Below are 17,517 nucleotides of genomic sequence, written 5' to 3'. Positions count from 1 at the left end.
CCTGCTCTCTTTCCTTGAAGGTAACGCGACCTTTTCAGCCGGCTACCTTAACTCAGGAACAGGGCAGAAATACAAGGTCATTTCTTGACGGGAGTGATCTCAAGAATGGTGCCGTTGGTTGTCTTGAGCAGCACAAACCTATCGCCCACCCGCGCCCACTGGCTGTCTTCTTCAGGCTGCTTGAGGCCGCGTTTCTTCCAGTCACTGACGGCCGACTCCTTGCGCATCAAGATATCGGGCGCGCGGTCGCCTTCTTTCAAGTCACGGGTATTGATGTTCGAAGGTTGCACGGTTTCCTGAGGGGTATCACCGGCTTGCACGATGAAGCTGGCGGTGGACAGGCTGGTAGCGACCAGCAGCGAGGCGATCAGGGATTTGGACTTCATGGGTGCTCCTTCAATGAATGATGCTTACCCAAGTTCGGACCGCCGCCGCGCATGATCATTCAATCCACCTGTGGCCTTCATAACCAGGCGGCGTCCCAGAGTGGGTAGTCGCCTATGCGCGCCACCAAACCCGCTCGCAAGGGGTTACCGATGATGTAGCGTGCGATGGGAATAAGGTCTTCCTCGGCACGTGCTGCACGGTCATGGTATCCGCTCTGCCAAAAAGCGCCCTGTGTGCCACAGGCTCGATTGATCGCCAGCGTACTCCTGGATTTCACCCTCTGCATAACCTGGGGCAACGATGCATCCCGTAACTCAAACAGCCAATGGAAATGGTCCGGCATGATGACCCATGCGAGAGATTCAACCCTGCCGAGGTCATGGGCCTGTTTGAGTTCTGCCACCAGTAACCGACCCAGATAAAAGTCGGTAAATACTGGCCGGCGTTGGTAAACCACAGCGGTCACCAAATAGGCACGACCTGTTTCTGAATAGCGACCACGACGCAACAGATGAGAGTTGGGCTTCTGAAGCAACACACAGCTCCTGTGAATGGATAAGAGATCAATTCAAGCTAGCAGTCACCGCCCATCTTTCTGCTCAGTTCAATTTCCTCATATTTCCCCCCCCATTGTGGCGAGGGAGCTTGCTCCCGCTGGGCTGCGCAGCAGCCCCAAAAAACGTCAGCGCGACCTATCTGAACGAACGCGGTGTTTGAGTTGGGGCCGCTTCGCGCCCCAGCGGGAGCAAGCTCCCTCGCCACAGGGGATTCAGCCGCGGCTGATACCCCATTGCCTCTGTGAAATAAATCCTGTAATTTTTCATGAAATTTATCGAAATAAATTTCATGACACCTCAAGAAGAACTCGCCACCCTCGCCGCGCTGATCCACGACCTGCGCAAGCACAAGAAGCTCACCCTGGCCCAGCTCGCTAAAGAAATCGAGCGATCCGTGGGTTTTCTGTCCCAGGTCGAGCGCGGCCTGTCGCGCCCAACCGTGGCGGATCTTACTGCTATCAGCCACGCCCTCGATGTACCCACCACCTATTTCTACAGCCAGCCCAAACCCAAGGCCGTGGACTGGATTACCCGCCCCAATGAGCGGCGCACGGTGTATTACGCCAATGGCATCACCGACATCCTCGTCTCGCCGAGCATGAACGGAGCCTTTTCAATGCTCGACAGCCTGTTGGCCCCCGGAGCCAACAGCGGTGAACAAACCATGAGCGACCGTGCCGAACAGGCCGGTTTTGTGCTGGAAGGCGAGCTGACGCTATGGGTGGAAGGTGAAGCCGATTCAGTCACCCTCCTCCCAGGCGACAGTTTCCACTTGGCCAGCTTTGCCCATTGCCGCTACGCCAACCTGACTGACCTGCCCGCCCGCGTGCTGTGGGTTTACAACTAGGAGCTACACCCGTGAAAAGCCATCCTGCCTCCCTACTGGCTGAAGTCCGGACCTTTCGCCAGAACCACCCCGACGTGCGTTACGTCGACCTGATCGCCCTGGACATTCCCGGGCATTTCTACGGCAAGCGATACCCCATCGAGATGCTGGAAAAAGTCGCCGCCGGCAGCCCGTTGAAACTGCCGCAAAACGCAGTGTTGCTGGGGGCCCAGGGTGGCCTGTTCAAGATCGGTGACTACTGTTTCAACGACGGCGATCCGGATGCCAACCGCCGTCTGGTGCCAGGCACGCTCAAGCCAGTGAGCTGGGAGTCGCAACCCCTGGGCCAGATGCTGATCACCTCGGACGGCACCGAAGCGCCCATCGAATTCGAACCCCGCGAAGTGCTGGCCAAGGTGCTGGAGCGCCTGCACCACAAGGGCATCCACCCGGTGGTGGCTTTTGAATTGGAGTTCTACCTGTTCGACAAAAAACTCGACAACGGCCTGCCGCAATTCGCCCGCGACCCGCTGAGCGATGACGCCGACGACCAGCCCAACCTGCATATCGAACGGCTGTCACGCTTCAGCGAAGTGCTGGATGACATGGCGCACACCGCCAAGGACCAAGGCATCGATATCACGGTGATCACTGCCGAGATCGGCCCCGGCCAGTTCGAGATCAACTTCGGTCACCTCGATGACGGCCTGCGCGCCGCCGACTGGGCCGCCCTGTTCTGCCGCAGCACCCGTGGCGTGGCGCTCAAGCACGGTTACCGCGCCAGCTTCATGGCCAAGCCGTACCTGCAATACCCTGGTAGCGGCATGCATGTGCATGTCAGCCTGTATGACGGCGCGGGCAATAACCTGCTGGCGGCGCACCAGCAGCAACCGTTGCGGCATGCCGTGGCCGGCTGCCTGGAGTTGCTGCCCCACTGCATGCCGATCTTCTCGCCGAACCACAACGCCTTCCGCCGCCTGGGCGGTACGGTCAACGCCGCCACCCGCGCCAGCTGGGGCTTTGAAGACCGTGACGCGTGCGTGCGCATTCCCGAGTCCGACCCACGCAACCTGCGCATCGAGCACCGCCTGGCCAGTGCCGATGCCAACCCGTACCTGGTGCTGGCGGCGATCCTCGTCGGCCTGGAGCACGGCCTGGAAGCCAAGCGCGAACCCATCGCCCCGCTGAACGAGGACCGCAGCAGCGGCACCGACTTCCCGTTGGACATGCTCGACGCCGTGCGCGCCATGCAGCATCAAGCGGTATTGCGCGATAAGCTGGGCGCCGAATTTGTCGACGTGTACTGCGAAAACAAACGCCAGGATCACCTGGCCTTCCAACAAGAGATCAACGCGCGGGAATACCGCTGGTTTCTCTAAACGCCACTGGAATCACCGATGACCGACCAAAGCGCCCCGGCCCTCAAGGAAATCTTCAACGTCGAACGCCTGCAACACATCGCCAATGAGATGACGGCGGTGTACCCGGCGTTCGACGCCAAGGGCTTCCTCAAGCATGCCAAGGCCGGGTTGGCCGAGTTGTCGGTGATGCAGCGCATGGCACGGGTCAGTGAGAGCCTGCACGCCGTGATCCCGCTGGATTATCCGCAGACCCTCAAGTTGCTCCATGCTTTGGCGCCGAGCCTGAACAGTGCGTTTGTCAGCCTGTTCCTGCCGCACTTCGTGGCGAGTTACGGGCTGGATGACTTCAAGCGCTCCATGGCCGCGCTCAAGTACTTCACCACCTTTGGCTCCGCCGAATTCGCCATCCGCCACTTTTTGCAGCACGACTTCCAGCGCACATTGGCGGTGATGCAAACCTGGTCACTGGATGACAACGAACACGTGCGCCGCCTGGCCAGCGAAGGTTCGCGTCCGCGCCTGCCTTGGTCATTCCGCCTGGCACAGGTGCAGGCCAACCCCGAACTGTGCGCGTCGATCCTCGACAACCTCAAGGCCGACAGCAGCCTCTATGTGCGCAAGTCCGTGGCCAACCACCTCAATGACATCACCAAGGACCACCCGGACTGGGTGCTCAACCTGATCGAGGGCTGGAACCTGGATAACCCGCACACTGCGTGGATCGCCCGCCATGCCTTGCGCAGCCTGATCAAGCAAGGCAACACCCGTGCGCTGACGATCATGGGCGCCGGCGCCAAGGCCGAAGTGAAGATACATGACCTCAAGGTGACGCCGGCGGTGATCAACCTGGGCGAACGCATCAACCTGTCCTTCAGCCTGGAATCCTCCTCTGCCGCGCCACAGAAACTGGTGGTGGACTACGCCATCGACTACGTGAAAAGCGACGGCCACAGTGCCGCGAAAGTGTTCAAGCTCAAGGCGTTTATCCTCGGCGCGGGTGAACATCACAGCATTCGGCGTGAGCAGCATATCCGCGAGTTGACCACGCGTAAGCATTACCCCGGCAAGCATGTCGTGCATGTGCTGATCAACGGCGAGAAGCTCGCCAGCGCCGCCTTCGAACTGCGAAACGACTGACACAAATCAAAGAAAAGGCTCTAAACCGGGCCTTTCAGCTCTATTAATTGTCGAACAATCCTGGCTTTCTCAGTTGCGAGCCATTATCATCCAGCGCCTTCTCGCTACCCGTCGGGTAGCTGTTTCAATGTGTCACCCGAGGCGCCCATGTACCGTTTTTCGTTTCACCGCCCCCTGATCGCCATCAGCCTGGGGCTTGCTGCTCCTGGCGTGTTTGCCGCGCTGCAACCCCTGGCCGAAGCACCGCTGGCCAGCGACACCGAGCTGCACTGCCACTTCAACCGCGACGCCAGTACCGACTGCACCACCACCTATCGCTATACGATTCTCAAGCCGAGCGGCCGCGAAATGCTTTCGCGCATCGACTTCGATTATTCCGAAGGCGACACCTTTGAAGTGATCAGTGCACAGTCCACCCAGCCCGGCGCCAAGCCGGTGGCGCTGGACGCGACGCAGATCGACACCCGCACCGCGCCCAACCCGGACCAGGGCTTCAGCCGCAACAAACAGACCTCGCTGGCCTTCCCCAACCTGCGCGTCGGCACGCAGATTCGCTACACCGTACGCGAGCACCACGCCGCCAAGCCCTTGATGACCCAGTTTCACTACGTGCTCAAGTTCGGCGCCAGCCCGGCGCGGCGCGACCGATTCAAGGCGCGGTTTACCGCAGAGCGACCGATACAGTGGCGCAGCGAACTGTTCGAGGGTTTCAGCGTAACGCCGTCGCAAAATGGCAAGACCCTGGACGTGGTGCAAAAGGCTCCGACCTACCTCAATTACATCAACGAAGCCTCTAACGCCGCGTTGCTGCGCATCCCGCGTATCGAGGTAGGCAGTGCTCTGGAGCGCCAGGCGTACTTCGGGGCGTTCGCGCAGCGCTACAACCAGATCCTCGGGGCCAACCTGCCGTCGCAAAGTGCTGCTGCCGTGGTCGCCGTACGCGGTTTGGCGCCGGCTGAACAGGTCGCCGCGTTGATGCAGCACATCAACGATCACTACCGCTACCTGGGTGATTGGCGGGCGACAGAGCGCGGCTATGTGCCCTTCAACCTCGCTGAAATCGAACAGCACGGTTACGGCGACTGCAAGGACCTGGCAATCCTGCTGACCGCCTTGCTCAAGGCCAGTGGCATCAAGGCTGAAACTGCGTGGGTCAGCCGTGGCGATGTGGTGGAGTCACTGTTGATCCCAGGCACCCAGGCGCCGAACCACGCCATCGTGCGCGCCGAAGTGGACGGCCAGGTGTGGTGGCTGGACCCGACCAACCCGGTGTTCGCCCCCGGCCAGGTCATGCCCGATATCCAGGACCGCTGGGTGCTGGTCAACGACGCCCAGGGACAGGTGCGCGAGGAACATATCCCGCTTGAAAGCCCCGAAACCACCCTGCGCCTGGACAAACAGGTGCACTACGACAAACAAGGCGATGGAGCGACCCAGGCCACGATCACCTTCAGTCGTCTGCCGCTGATGCAACTGAGCGTCGCCGACCGCCAGCAAGGCAGCACCGCCACCGACCAGGACATCTGCGCCAACTTCGGCAACGAGATCAGCGACTGCCAGATCACCCGCCCGGCCACCGGCTTTGTGGTGCATGACGGCTATACAGTCACGGCCAAAATGAATGATCAACGTGCGCTGGAAAAGCTGGCGAATGACTACGTATATAGCGATGAATCGCTCAAGGGTCGTTGGGATGGTTTTATCAACTACCGCCGCCAAGGGCAGCAGGCCGAGCTAGATCTGGGCAACCCGCAAACCCATGACTACAGCATCACCCTGAGCGGAGGGCGGATGGAAAAAACCATCCCGGGTTGCCAGGTGCGTTCGCCGTGGTATGACTTGGATCTGCAGGGTTCGCAGAAGAATGGCGGGCTGCGTTATCACTATCGCCTGAGCCAGAAGGTGCGTTGGTTGAGCCGTGATGAGATTGTCAGCAAGGCGTTCGGGAAAATGATCGAGGATGCACGGGCTTGCGCGGAGCAGGTGCATCAGGTGGTGAAACTCTAACCCCTCTGTTGGGCAGGCCTGGCATCAGGCCTCGCCCAACAACAACCCCTGCTCCCGCGCACACAACTCCACCACGTAATCCCACAACACCCGCAGCCGCACCGATTTGTGCAACTCCCGGCGCGAACTGATCCAGTAGCTGCGCTGGATCCCCTCACCTGGCAGCAACGGCACCAAGTCCGGATCGCCCGACGCCATAAAGCACGGCAACACCGCAATCCCCAACCCGGAGCGCGCCGCCTGGTGCTGGGCGATCACGCTGGTGCTGTGGAACACCACCTTGGGGTTGCGGCAGAAGCTGCTGAGGAATTTGAGTTCCTGGCTGAACAGCAAGTCGTCCACGTAATCGATCCATGCATGCGTGGCGAGGTCTTCGCGTTTTTCAATCGGCGGGTTGCGCTCCAGGTAGGCACGGCTGGCGTAGAGGGCCAGGCGGTAGTCGGTGAGTTTGCGCGTGACCAGTTGATCGACGCTGGGGCGTTCGAGGTGGATGCTGATCTCCGCTTCGCGGTTGAGGATGCTGACAAAGCGCGGCACCGCCACCAGTTCCACTTCCAGTCCGGGGTAGCGATCAAATAGCCCGCCCATGCGACTGGCCAGGAACATCACGCCCAATCCCTCGGCCACGCCGAGGCGGATCTTGCCCAGGGGCGCGGCGGAGTGGGTCAGTTCGTCTTCAGCCAGCAGCGCGACGTTTTCCATGGCTTCGGCGTGCTTGAGCAAGGCCTCGCCGGCGGGCGTCAACTCGTAGCCCTGCGCGTGCTGCACGAACAGAGCAGTGCCGAGGCTTTTCTCGATCGCCTCGATGTGCCGCGCGACGGTGGCGTGGGTGGTTTTCAGGCGTTGCGCGGCGGTGAGCAGGCGGCCGCTGCGCTGCAGCTCCAGAAAGTACCGCAGGTCATTCCAGTCGAACATGACGCCTCCATTGCATGAAACTCGACCACGCTGTTTAAAAACGCACAGCAGCTGGGTAAAAACTAACATTTTTAAGACGAAAACTAACAACTAGGATGGAGCCAATAAGAAAAACAAGCGAGGCCTCAGATGCCCATTGCAACTGCTGAATACGATTACATCGTCGTAGGCGCCGGCCCCGCGGGCTGCCTGCTGGCCAATCGACTGTCCGCCAACCCCGCTCACCGCGTGCTGCTGCTTGAAGCCGGCGGCCGCGACAACTACCCCTGGATCCACATTCCCGTCGGCTACCTGTTCTGCATCGGCAACCCACGCACCGACTGGTGTTTCAAGACCGAAGCCCAGGAAGGCCTGCAAGGCCGTGCGTTGAGTTACCCTCGGGGCAAGGTGCTGGGCGGCTGCTCGTCCATCAACGGCATGATCTACATGCGCGGCCAGGCCCAGGATTACGACGGCTGGGCGGCAGAAGGCAACGCAGGCTGGGCCTGGAAAGACGTGCTGCCCCTGTTCAAGCAAAGCGAAAACCATTTTGCCGGCGGCTCGGAGTTCCACAGCGACGGTGGCGAATGGCGCGTCGAGCAGCAGCGCCTGCACTGGCCGATCCTCGATGCCTTCCGTGATGCGGCAGCGCAAAGCGGCATCGCCACCCTCAACGACTTCAACCAGGGCGACAACGAAGGCTGCGGCTACTTCCAGGTCAACCAGAAGGCCGGCGTGCGCTGGAATGCAGCCAAGGCGTTTCTCAAGCCGGTCCGCCAGCGCCCCAACCTCACGGTGATGACCGAAGTGGAAGTTGACCGCGTACTGCTGGAGAACGGCCGCGCCTCCCAGGTAATCGGGCGCCAGCAGGGCCAGCAGATGAGTTGGAAGGCACGCAAGGAAATCGTACTGTGCGCAGGCTCCGTAGGTTCACCGGGTATTTTGCAGCGTTCGGGAATCGGTCCGTCCAGTGTGCTCAAACCCTTGGGCATCGACGTACTGCATGAACTGCCGGGCGTTGGTGGCAACTTGCAGGACCACCTGCAACTGCGGCTGATCTACAAACTGGAAAACGCGCGCACCCTCAACCAGATCGCCGGCACGCTATGGGGCAAGATGGGCATGGGCCTGCGCTACCTGTATGACCGCAGCGGCCCATTGTCGATGGCGCCCAGCCAGCTCGGCGCATTTGCCCGCTCGGGTCCGGAACAGACCTCGGCCAACCTCGAATACCATGTGCAGCCACTGTCACTTGAGCGCTTTGGCGAACCGCTGCACGCCTTCCCGGCGTTTACCGCATCGGTCTGCGACTTGCGCCCGCAAAGCCGGGGGCGAATCGACATTCGCTCGGCCAACCCGGCGGATGCACCGTTGATCCGCCCCAATTACCTGAGCCACCCGGAAGACTTGCGGGTGGCCGCCGACGCGATCCGCCTGACACGCCGCATTGTTGCCGCACCCGCCCTCAGCCAGTTCAAACCGGTGGAATATCTGCCGGGGGATTCGCTGCAAACCGAGGACGAATTGCACGAAGCCGCCGCGCGCATCGGTACGACCATCTTCCATCCGGTCGGCACCTGCCGCATGGGCAGCGATAAAGACGCGGTGGTCGATGCGCAACTGCGGGTGCATGGCGTGCCGGGCTTGCGCATTGCCGATGCGTCGGTCATGCCGCGTATCACGTCCGGCAATACCTGTTCACCGACGCTGATGATCGCGGAAAAGGCCGCGCAGCTGATCCTTTCGCCGAATACAAGGAGTCTCGCCCCGGAGAAAGAACTGGTTCATGCAATCTGAATAGCGGCGCCAGACCTGGCGCCGACAGTGGAACAACAATAAATAATCACTGTGAGGGCTACCCGATGTCAGAACATGCTCAACCCCTGGGCTCGGCGGTCAACAGCGCCGTTACCCGCAACGACTCAAAGAAGGTCATCTTCGCCTCGTCCCTAGGGACGGTGTTCGAATGGTATGACTTCTTCCTCTACGGCGCCCTGGCGGCGGTGATCAGCAAGCAGTTCTTTGCCGGGGTCAACGACACCACGGCGTTTATCTTTGCCTTGATGGCCTTTGCCGCCGGCTTTGTGGTGCGGCCGTTCGGCGCGCTGGTGTTTGGCCGCCTGGGCGACATGATCGGGCGCAAGTACACCTTCCTCGTCACCATCATCTTGATGGGCGTGGCGACCTTCTGTGTCGGGCTGTTGCCGACCTACGCGAGCATCGGCATTGCGGCGCCGATCATCCTGATCGTGCTGCGCATGCTGCAAGGTCTCGCGCTGGGCGGTGAATACGGCGGCGCGGCGACCTACGTGGCGGAACATGCGCCTGCCGGCAAACGTGGCTTCCACACCAGTTGGATTCAATCCACTGCGACCCTCGGCCTGCTGCTGTCACTGCTGGTGGTGTTGGCCTGCCGTTACTTCACCGGTGACCAGTTCGAAGTGTGGGGCTGGCGTATTCCGTTCCTGTTCTCCATTGTGCTGCTGGGTATTTCCACCTGGATACGCATGAGCCTGCATGAGTCGCCGGCGTTCCTCAAAATGAAAGAGGAAGGCAAGGCCAGCAAGTCGCCGATCCGCGATTCATTCGGCAAATGGGAAAACCTCAAGATCGTGCTGATCGCCCTGTTCAGCATCAACGGCGGCCAGGCGGTGACCTTCTACGCGGCGCAGTTCTATGTGCTGTTCTTCCTCACCCAGTTCCTGAAGATGGACCCGGCCCTGGCCAACATGCTGTTGATCATCAGCGTGGTGATCGGCGCGCCGTTCTTTATTTTCTTCGGCTGGCTGTCGGACAAGGTCGGGCGCAAGCCAGTGCTGATGCTCGGCCTGCTGCTGGCGACCGCGCTGTACTTCCCGATCTTCAAGAGCCTGGCGCACTACACCAACCCGGCGATGGACCAGGCCAGCAACCAGGCCCCAATCACCGTGCTGGCCGACCCGGCCACCTGTACCTTCCAGTTCGACCCGGTGGGCAAGGCCAAATTCGACAGCCCGTGCGACAAGGTCAAGACCTTCCTGGTCAAGCAGGGCCTGCCTTACAGCAGCGCCGCCGCACCGGCCGGCAGCCCGGTGCAGGTGAGCGTGGGCGACGTGCGGATCGACGGGTTTGACGAAAAAGCCCTGCGCGGCGCCGTGACCCTGGCCGGTTATCCGTCTTCGGCGGATGTGGCCCAAGTCAACAAAACCATGGTGGTGGTGCTGATCGTGGCGCTGATCCTGATCGCCGCGATGTGCTACGGCCCGCTCGCCGCGTTGATGGTCGAATTGTTCCCGACCCGCATCCGCTACACCTCGATGTCCCTGCCCTACCACATCGGCAACGGCTGGTTTGGCGGGTTCTTGCCGACCGTGTCGTTCGCCCTGGTGGTGTACACCGGCGATATTTTCTACGGCCTGTGGTATCCGGTGGTAGTGACAGGGGTGAGCCTGATCGTGGGGCTGTTCTGCCTCAAAGAAACGCGGTATGTGGATATTGATAACAATTGAATCAGCTTTAAGGGGGATAGCTGCAAGTAAACGCTAACCGGCTTTTACTTGCAACTTGCAGCTTGCAGCTTGCAGCTTGCAGCTTGAAACTTATAGCTGTACATCCATCCAGATAAAGGTTGATCAAACCTCTTCTTTTGCCCATGCTTCAGCCCATTCAACGGTGTAACGAACGGGCTGAGCATGCGGCTGTACCTCTGTGAAAAACCTTCCCAGGCCAAGGATATTGCGGCTGTACTCGGTGCCAGTCGCCGGGGCGATGGCTGCTGGCTGGGCAATGGCGTCACGGTCACCTGGTGCATCGGCCACCTGCTGGAAACCGCCCCGCCTGACGCCTACGACGAGAAGTACAAGCGCTGGGTGCTGGCCGACCTGCCCATCGTCCCGGAAAAATGGAAGATGCGCGTCAAGCCCAAGACCGCCAGCCAATTCAAGGCGGTCAAGCGTTTGCTGGGGGAAGCCCAGGAACTGGTGATCGCCACCGACGCCGACCGCGAAGGCGAGATGATCGCGCGTGAGCTGGTGGAGCATTGCCGCTATCGTGGGCCGATCCAACGGCTGTGGCTGTCGGCGCTGGACGACGCCTCCATCCGCAAGGCCCTGGCCGCCCTCAAGCCAGGCGCCGAGACCTTCAGCCTGTATCACTCGGCCTTGGGCCGTTCCCGCGCCGACTGGCTGATCGGCATGAACATGAGTCGCCTGTTTACCTTGCTGGGGCGCCAATCCGGTTATCAGGGCGTATTGCCTGTGGGTCGGGTGCAAACGCCGACCTTGCGCCTGGTGGTGGACCGCGACCGCAGCATTGCCGATTTTGTACCGGTGGCGTACTGGGCCATCGATGTCGACCTGCGCCACAACGCCATGACCTTCACCGCCCAGTGGCGCGCGGCCGAGGATGCCTGTGATGACCAGGGCCGCTGCCTCAACCCGCAACTGGCGCGAGACGCCGCCGACGCCATGCGCAACGCCGCCACCGCGCGGCTGGTCAAGCTGCGTACCGAACGCATGCGCGAAGTGGCGCCCCTGCCCTTTGACCTCGGCACCCTGCAGGAAATCTGCTCCAAGAAGCTCGGCCTCGGCGCCCAGGAAACCCTGGATATCGCCCAGTCGCTGTATGAAACCCACAAAGTCATCACCTACCCGCGCAGCGATTGCGGCTACCTGCCGATGAGCCAACACAGCGACGCACCGAAGATTCTTGCTGCGTTGGGGCGTGCTGATACGGCGGTGAATGAACTGATGCCGTATATCGACCCGCAGCGTCGCTCGCGGGCGTGGAATGACGCCAAGGTCAGCGCCCACCACGGCATCATCCCGACCGGCGCCGGCAAAGATGTAGGGCAACTCACCGGCAAGCACCGTGCGGTGTACACGTTGATTCGTGCGCGCTACCTGGCGCAGTTCCTGCCCAACCACGAATACGATCGCACCCAGGCGGACTTCGAGTGCGCAGGCCAAGCGTTGCGCGCAGTGGGCAAAGTGGTCATCGAACCGGGCTGGAAACGTGCCCTGCCCGAAGCCCTCGCGCCAGCAAAAGGCCGCGAAGCGCCGGCTCCGCAAGCGTTGCCGGCATTGGTGCAGGGCCAGGATTATGCCGTGGCCAAGGTCAACCTCAAGGACCTGTGGACCCAACCGCCCAAGCCCTTTACCGAAGGCGACCTGATCAAAGCAATGAAAAACGTCGCCAAGCTTGTGGAAGACCCGCTGCTCAAGCAAAAGCTCAAGGACACCACTGGCATCGGCACCGAAGCCACCCGTGCCGGCATCATCCAGGGCCTGCTGGACCGTGGCTACCTGGTGAAGAACGGCAAGGCGCTGTCGGCCACCCCGGCAGCGTTCAGCCTGATCGACGCCGTGCCCCGCGCCATCGCGGACCCTGGCACCACGGCGATCTGGGAGCAGGCGCTGGACATGGTGCAAAGCGGCGAAATGAGCCTGGAAGAATTCGTCGCCAAACAAGCGGCCTGGATGAGCAAGCAGGTGGCGCGTTGCAATGGCCTGCGCATGACCATCAGCGGCCCCGCCAGCCCGGCAGGACGCGGCGCCGCGCCATGGAAAAAGAAGCGCAAGAGCGCGCCACGCAAAACCACAGCCGCCCCCAAGCGGGCGAAAAAGCCGACAAATGCCGGGTAAATCCCAAAAAAATCCGGCGAATGACGTTTTTCGACGGGTTTAGCGCCGCTTTGGACCTTGCTCCCGCGCGGGCCGTCTAGGATTCTGTAAGGGGAGCCTGACTAACTAACAAAAACCGGAGTGGCCGCCATGAAAACCGTTGCACAAGTGCTCAAAGCCAAGGACCAGAAAAACCAGGAAGTCCATGTCATCAAACACGACCACACCGTGTTTGAAGCACTGGTCCGGATGTCGGAGAAAAACGTCGGGGCCTTGCCGGTCGTCCAGGATGGCGTGGTGGTAGGTATCATCAGCGAACGTGACTACGCCCGCAAAATCATGCTCAAGGGGCTTTCGTCGGTCACCACAAAGGTGCATGAGGTGATGAGTTCTCCGGTGATCACCGTCGACACCCATAAAAAGGTCGATGAGTGCATGAACATCATGACCGACAGTCACCTGCGCCACCTGCCGGTGGTCGAAGACGGCAAACTGCTGGGCCTGCTCTCAATCGGTGACTTGGTGAAAGAAGCCATTGCCGACCAGGCTGACCTGATCAAACAGCTGGAGCAGTACATCCGCGGCGAATAGGGGAACCCATGCTCGACACGCTGGAACATCAAGAGGACCACCTAGACACCCTGTACCGGGCCATGGCCGAGCGGCGCTTTCTGGTGTTGACCGGCGCCGGGATCAGCACGTCGTCGGGCATTCCCGATTACCGCGACAGCGAAGGCGTGCGGCGGGGCAAAGCGCCAATGATGTACCAGGAATTCCTCGCCACCCCGCAGGCGCGGCGCCGTTACTGGGCGCGAGCGATGCTGGGGTGGCCGAGGGTCCGCATTGCGCAACCGAACAAGGCGCACCAGGCGCTGGCGACACTGCAACAACGCGAGCGCATCAGCGGGTTGATCACCCAGAACGTCGATACCCTGCACGATCAAGCCGGCAGCCACGACGTCATTGAACTGCACGGCAGCCTACATCGAGTGCTGTGCCTGGATTGCCAGTTGCGCAGTCAACGTGACGCGATCCAGCGGCAGATGGAAATCGACAACCCCTATCTGTCGCAAGTCCACGCGGTGCAGGCGCCCGATGGCGACACCCTGCTTGATCCCGTCTTTGAACAACACTTCCAGGTCCCGCGCTGCCCCCACTGCAATGGCGAGCGCTTGAAACCGGATGTCGTGTTTTTTGGCGAGAACGTAGCGCCGGCAACAGCGGCCAGGGCGATGGCTGCGGTAGAGCATGCCGAGGGGTTGCTGGTGGTGGGGTCGTCGCTGATGGCCTATTCGGCGTTTCGCCTGTGCAAGGCCATGGTCGAACAGGGCAAACCCGTCATTGCAATCAACTTGGGCAAGACCCGAGGGGATGAGCTGTTACAGGTGAAGATCGAAGCCGAGTGTGAGCGATTGTTGCCCTTGCTGACAGAGCGATTGGCCTGATATCTGCCTGACCTGCACCTCCAGAAAATGACGCCCAAGTCACGTTTTCCCGCATTCTCCCGTCCCCACGGCGATTTATGTAGTGATCAAAAATAATCACTACATAACCGTTGACGTAACCTTTTTGTCCTTGCATTATCGAGACGTCTCCCGGATCGGGAGCGTTGGCAACAAGCGTTTTGAACAAGCTCGTCTGACCGCCGAGCTGTTTTTTCCGGATGTGCACTGCCCACAAGGCGGATTGATGAAGCTGACCGGCCCGAAGGGCTCGGTACAAGGCGCTCAAATGCGGCTTGTCTTCGTTATGAAAGCATTGCGTAGCAGTTCATCAGCAAGACTACATGCATCAGGTTCAAGACCCTGCCCGTATTCGGCAGACAGTCGCTGACGCCCGGTTTTCGCAACCGGAGACAACTAAAGATGTTTTAACGAACCAACTGATAGATCGCCAACTGGTCAAGGGGCTTACACATGAATCTGAACAACCAACCAACTATCGATGAATTGGCTGAGATGTTCGCAGCGCAGAAAGACACACTCGACGACCATATCCTGTGGATTGGCAAATCGGGCGAAGTGCAACTTGACTGCCTGGAGCCCAATACCGAAGAGGCTGAGTTCGACCGCAATCACCGTGAGCTGGCGGCACGCCTGAGGGTTTACCGTCGGGGCCAGGGTTATGTCGGCAAGAAAGCCGCCGCCGATCGCAACTTTATCGAGCAGGTATTCCACACACTTAATACCGAATGGCAGAACCTCAAAGGCCAATCGCACGTTAAAGTGATTGATAGATACTGCTGATAACACCGCATTAAACATTTAAGCCCGCTTGTTCATTCAAGCGGGCTTTTTAATGCCTGAGTTACAACAATGCCGGAAACCGCCCCTTTGTCGCTTCATCGCGGAAAATATCAAACAACACCTGCGCCGCTGCCGAGAGTTCATGCCCTGGCTTGGTCAGCACACCAATCGGCCGTTCTATCACCGGATCGGTCAAGGTGATGCAGTGCGCGCCCGCCTCTTCCATCTGCCGTGCGCACAACGCCGGTACCGCGCTGACGCCCAAGCCACTCGCCACCATCTTGCCCACTGTCGCCAACTGATGGCTTTCCAGGGCTACCGGCAGCTTCATCTGTAGCGCGCCCAAGTGCTCTTCCAACATCACCCGTACCGTAGACGGCCGCTGCAAGGTGATGAACGGTTGTTCCAGCAAGGTTTTCCAATCGATCTCGGCACTGTTTGCCAACGGCGAATCGCCTGGTACCACGGCGATGAAGCGGTCGAGGTATAACGGCGTAAACGCCAGTGATGAACCCTCGGCAGGCTCAAACGCTACGCCCAACTCCACCTGCCGGTCGCGCACCATCTCCAGCACCTGCTCATTGATCAAGTCATGCACTGTCACATTCACCTGCGGGTAACGCGCGCGGAATATCTTCAGGATCGGTGGCAGTAGGTTGCCCGCAAAAGACGGCATCGCCGCCACAGTGACTCGCCCGCGCTGCAAGGTGAAACGCTGGCGCAGTTCGTCTTCGGCATTGTCCCAGTCGGCAATCAGCCGGCGCGCCAGGGGCAGCAAGGACTCGCCTTCGGGCGTCAGGGCAACGTTGCGGGTATTACGGCTGAACAGGCGCCCGCCCAGGCCTTCTTCCAGCCCCTTGATGGTCAGGCTCAGCGCCGATTGAGAGAGGTGCAGGCGCTCGCAGGCGGCGGCAAAACTCAGGCTCTGGGCCACGGCGAGAAACGCGCGCATCTGTTTAACGGTCATGACGCTACTCCAAACGGTCGGGCGACTATGCTGTTTTTTAAATCAATCAACCCTAAAAAACAACTTAACAAATCAATCAGCCGGAGCAACACTCGGTTCATTGGCTGGCCCACAAACAATAAAAGAGGTGCATATGGCAGGTTTCGATAAACGCGTGGCGTCCTACGAGGAAGCACTGGCAGGCCTGGAAGACGGTATGACCGTACTCTCCGGCGGTTTTGGCCTGTGCGGCATTCCGGAAAACCTCATCGCCGAGATCAAGCGCAAAGGCACCCGCGACCTGACTGTGGTTTCCAACAACTGTGGCGTCGACGGTTTCGGCCTGGGCGTGTTGCTGGAAGAAAAACAGATCAGCAAGGTGATCGCTTCCTACGTCGGTGAAAACGCCCTGTTCGAGAAGCAATTGCTCAGCGGCGAAATCGAGGTGGTGCTGACGCCCCAAGGCACCCTGGCCGAGAAAATGCGCGCTGGCGGCGCCGGCATCCCGGCCTTCTTCACCGCGACCGGCGTCGGCACCCCGGTGGCCGAAGGCAAGGAAACCCGCGAGTTCAACGGTCGTCCGTACCTGATGGAAGAATCCATCACCGGCGACTTCGCCATCGTCAAAGGCTGGAAAGCCGACCACTTCGGCAACGTCATTTATCGCCACACCGCCCAGAACTTCAACCCGTTGGCCGCCACCGCCGGCAAGATCACCGTGGTCGAAGTCGAAGAAATCGTCGAACCGGGCGAGCTGGACCCGGCGCAGATCCACACCCCTGGCATCTACGTCGACCGGATCATCTGCGGCACGTTCGAGAAGCGCATCGAACAGCGCACCGTACGCAAATAATCCGCCTCCAGCCCGAACAATAAGGACACATAAAAATGGCTCTTACCCGCGAACAAATGGCTCAACGCGTCGCCCGCGAAATGCAGGACGGCTTCTACGTCAACCTCGGCATCGGCATTCCGACCCTGGTGGCCAACTACATCCCCGAAGGCATGGAAGTGATGCTGCAATCGGAAAACGGCCTGCTGGGCATGGGACCGTTTCCGACCGAAGACACCATTGATGCCGACATGATCAACGCCGGCAAACAGACCGTTACCGCACGTATCGGCGCCTCGATCTTTTCCTCGGCCGAATCCTTCGCGATGATCCGAGGCGGCCACGTCGACCTCACTGTACTCGGTGCGTTCGAAGTGGACGTAAATGGCAACATCGCTTCGTGGATGATCCCCGGCAAGCTAGTCAAAGGCATGGGCGGCGCCATGGACCTGGTGGCCGGTGCGGAAAACATCATCGTGATCATGACCCACGCTTCCAAGGATGGTGAATCCAAGTTGCTCAGCCAGTGCAGCCTGCCGCTGACCGGTGCCAACTGCATCAAGCGTGTATTGACCGACCTGGCCTACCTGGAAATCGAAAATGGCGCTTTTGTCCTCAAGGAACGCGCACCTGGCGTCAGCGTTGAAGAGATTGTGAGCAAGACCGCCGGTAAACTGATCGTCCCGGACCACGTTCCAGAAATGCACTTCCAGTGAGGACAGAT

The 17,517-nt window shown here is 60.2% G+C and carries 16 protein-coding genes; 12 read left to right on the top strand and 4 right to left on the bottom strand.

Features of this window, described 5'->3' with window-relative positions; genetic code table 11:
• Nucleotides 1-77: 77 nt before the first annotated feature.
• Complete coding sequence (locus tag AYR47_RS17795) at nt 78-386, bottom strand: RcnB family protein (protein ID WP_033902066.1); 309 nt, start codon at nt 384-386, stop codon at nt 78-80.
• A gap of 77 nt (nt 387-463) precedes the next feature.
• Complete coding sequence (locus AYR47_RS17790; protein WP_033902065.1) at nt 464-922, bottom strand: REP-associated tyrosine transposase; 459 nt, start codon at nt 920-922, stop codon at nt 464-466.
• Between the two features lie 311 nt (nt 923-1,233).
• Between AYR47_RS17790 and AYR47_RS17785 the strand changes: the two genes are divergently transcribed.
• The 4 genes from AYR47_RS17785 to AYR47_RS17770 all read left to right on the top strand — a co-directional run bounded on the left by AYR47_RS17785 (nt 1,234) and on the right by AYR47_RS17770 (nt 6,275).
• Complete coding sequence (locus AYR47_RS17785) at nt 1,234-1,791, top strand: helix-turn-helix domain-containing protein (protein ID WP_061436111.1); 558 nt, start codon at nt 1,234-1,236, stop codon at nt 1,789-1,791.
• Between the two features lie 11 nt (nt 1,792-1,802).
• Nucleotides 1,803-3,149, top strand: a complete 1,347-nt coding sequence (locus AYR47_RS17780; RefSeq protein ID WP_061436109.1) for a glutamine synthetase family protein — start codon at nt 1,803-1,805, stop codon at nt 3,147-3,149.
• Between the two features lie 18 nt (nt 3,150-3,167).
• Complete coding sequence (locus tag AYR47_RS17775; RefSeq protein WP_061436107.1) at nt 3,168-4,268, top strand: DNA alkylation repair protein; 1,101 nt, start codon at nt 3,168-3,170, stop codon at nt 4,266-4,268.
• 147 nt (nt 4,269-4,415) lie between these two features.
• Nucleotides 4,416-6,275 carry a DUF3857 domain-containing transglutaminase family protein gene (locus tag AYR47_RS17770; protein WP_033902061.1) on the top strand — a complete coding sequence of 620 codons (1,860 nt, stop codon included), beginning with the start codon at nt 4,416-4,418 and terminating at the stop codon, nt 6,273-6,275.
• A gap of 24 nt (nt 6,276-6,299) precedes the next feature.
• Here AYR47_RS17770 and AYR47_RS17765 read toward each other — a convergent pair whose 3' ends face one another.
• Complete coding sequence (locus AYR47_RS17765) at nt 6,300-7,190, bottom strand: LysR family transcriptional regulator (RefSeq protein WP_033902060.1); 891 nt, start codon at nt 7,188-7,190, stop codon at nt 6,300-6,302.
• A gap of 129 nt (nt 7,191-7,319) precedes the next feature.
• On the opposite strand from AYR47_RS17765, the gene AYR47_RS17760 reads away from it, so the two are divergent.
• The 6 genes from AYR47_RS17760 (at nt 7,320) to AYR47_RS17735 (ending at nt 15,015) form a co-directional block, all read left to right on the top strand.
• Nucleotides 7,320-8,966, top strand: a complete 1,647-nt coding sequence (locus AYR47_RS17760) for a GMC family oxidoreductase (protein ID WP_061436106.1) — start codon at nt 7,320-7,322, stop codon at nt 8,964-8,966.
• A gap of 65 nt (nt 8,967-9,031) precedes the next feature.
• Nucleotides 9,032-10,657, top strand: coding sequence for an MFS transporter (locus AYR47_RS17755; RefSeq protein ID WP_061436105.1), 1,626 nt, complete (start codon nt 9,032-9,034; stop codon nt 10,655-10,657).
• A 183-nt stretch (nt 10,658-10,840) separates the two neighbouring features.
• Nucleotides 10,841-12,790 carry a DNA topoisomerase III gene (locus AYR47_RS17750; RefSeq protein ID WP_033902057.1) on the top strand — a complete coding sequence of 650 codons (1,950 nt, stop codon included), beginning with the start codon at nt 10,841-10,843 and terminating at the stop codon, nt 12,788-12,790.
• A gap of 129 nt (nt 12,791-12,919) precedes the next feature.
• Nucleotides 12,920-13,360, top strand: coding sequence for a CBS domain-containing protein (locus AYR47_RS17745; RefSeq protein WP_016977364.1), 441 nt, complete (start codon nt 12,920-12,922; stop codon nt 13,358-13,360).
• Nucleotides 13,361-13,368: 8 nt separating this feature from the next.
• Nucleotides 13,369-14,214 (top strand): NAD-dependent protein deacetylase, encoded by an 846-nt coding sequence (locus AYR47_RS17740; RefSeq protein WP_033902056.1) that lies wholly within the window; start codon nt 13,369-13,371, stop codon nt 14,212-14,214.
• A 471-nt stretch (nt 14,215-14,685) separates the two neighbouring features.
• Complete coding sequence (locus AYR47_RS17735; RefSeq protein ID WP_033902055.1) at nt 14,686-15,015, top strand: hypothetical protein; 330 nt, start codon at nt 14,686-14,688, stop codon at nt 15,013-15,015.
• Nucleotides 15,016-15,076: 61 nt separating this feature from the next.
• On the opposite strand, the gene AYR47_RS17730 is transcribed toward AYR47_RS17735, so the two are convergent.
• Nucleotides 15,077-15,982: a LysR family transcriptional regulator gene (locus tag AYR47_RS17730; RefSeq protein ID WP_061436104.1), complete on the bottom strand. Its 906-nt coding sequence runs from the start codon at nt 15,980-15,982 to the stop codon at nt 15,077-15,079.
• 133 nt (nt 15,983-16,115) lie between these two features.
• On the opposite strand from AYR47_RS17730, the gene AYR47_RS17725 reads away from it, so the two are divergent.
• Nucleotides 16,116-16,814 carry a CoA transferase subunit A gene (locus tag AYR47_RS17725; protein ID WP_010211319.1) on the top strand — a complete coding sequence of 233 codons (699 nt, stop codon included), beginning with the start codon at nt 16,116-16,118 and terminating at the stop codon, nt 16,812-16,814.
• Between the two features lie 35 nt (nt 16,815-16,849).
• A complete protein-coding gene (locus AYR47_RS17720) occupies nt 16,850-17,509 on the top strand; it encodes a CoA transferase subunit B (protein WP_033902053.1) in 660 nt (219 codons plus the stop codon).
• Nucleotides 17,510-17,517 lie beyond the last annotated feature (8 nt).

Source organism: Pseudomonas azotoformans (assembly GCF_001579805.1).
GTDB classification, from domain to species: domain Bacteria; phylum Pseudomonadota; class Gammaproteobacteria; order Pseudomonadales; family Pseudomonadaceae; genus Aquipseudomonas; species Aquipseudomonas azotoformans_A.
Note: the sequence above shows the minus strand (reverse complement) of the source record. Positions and strands in the feature narration are given on the sequence as shown.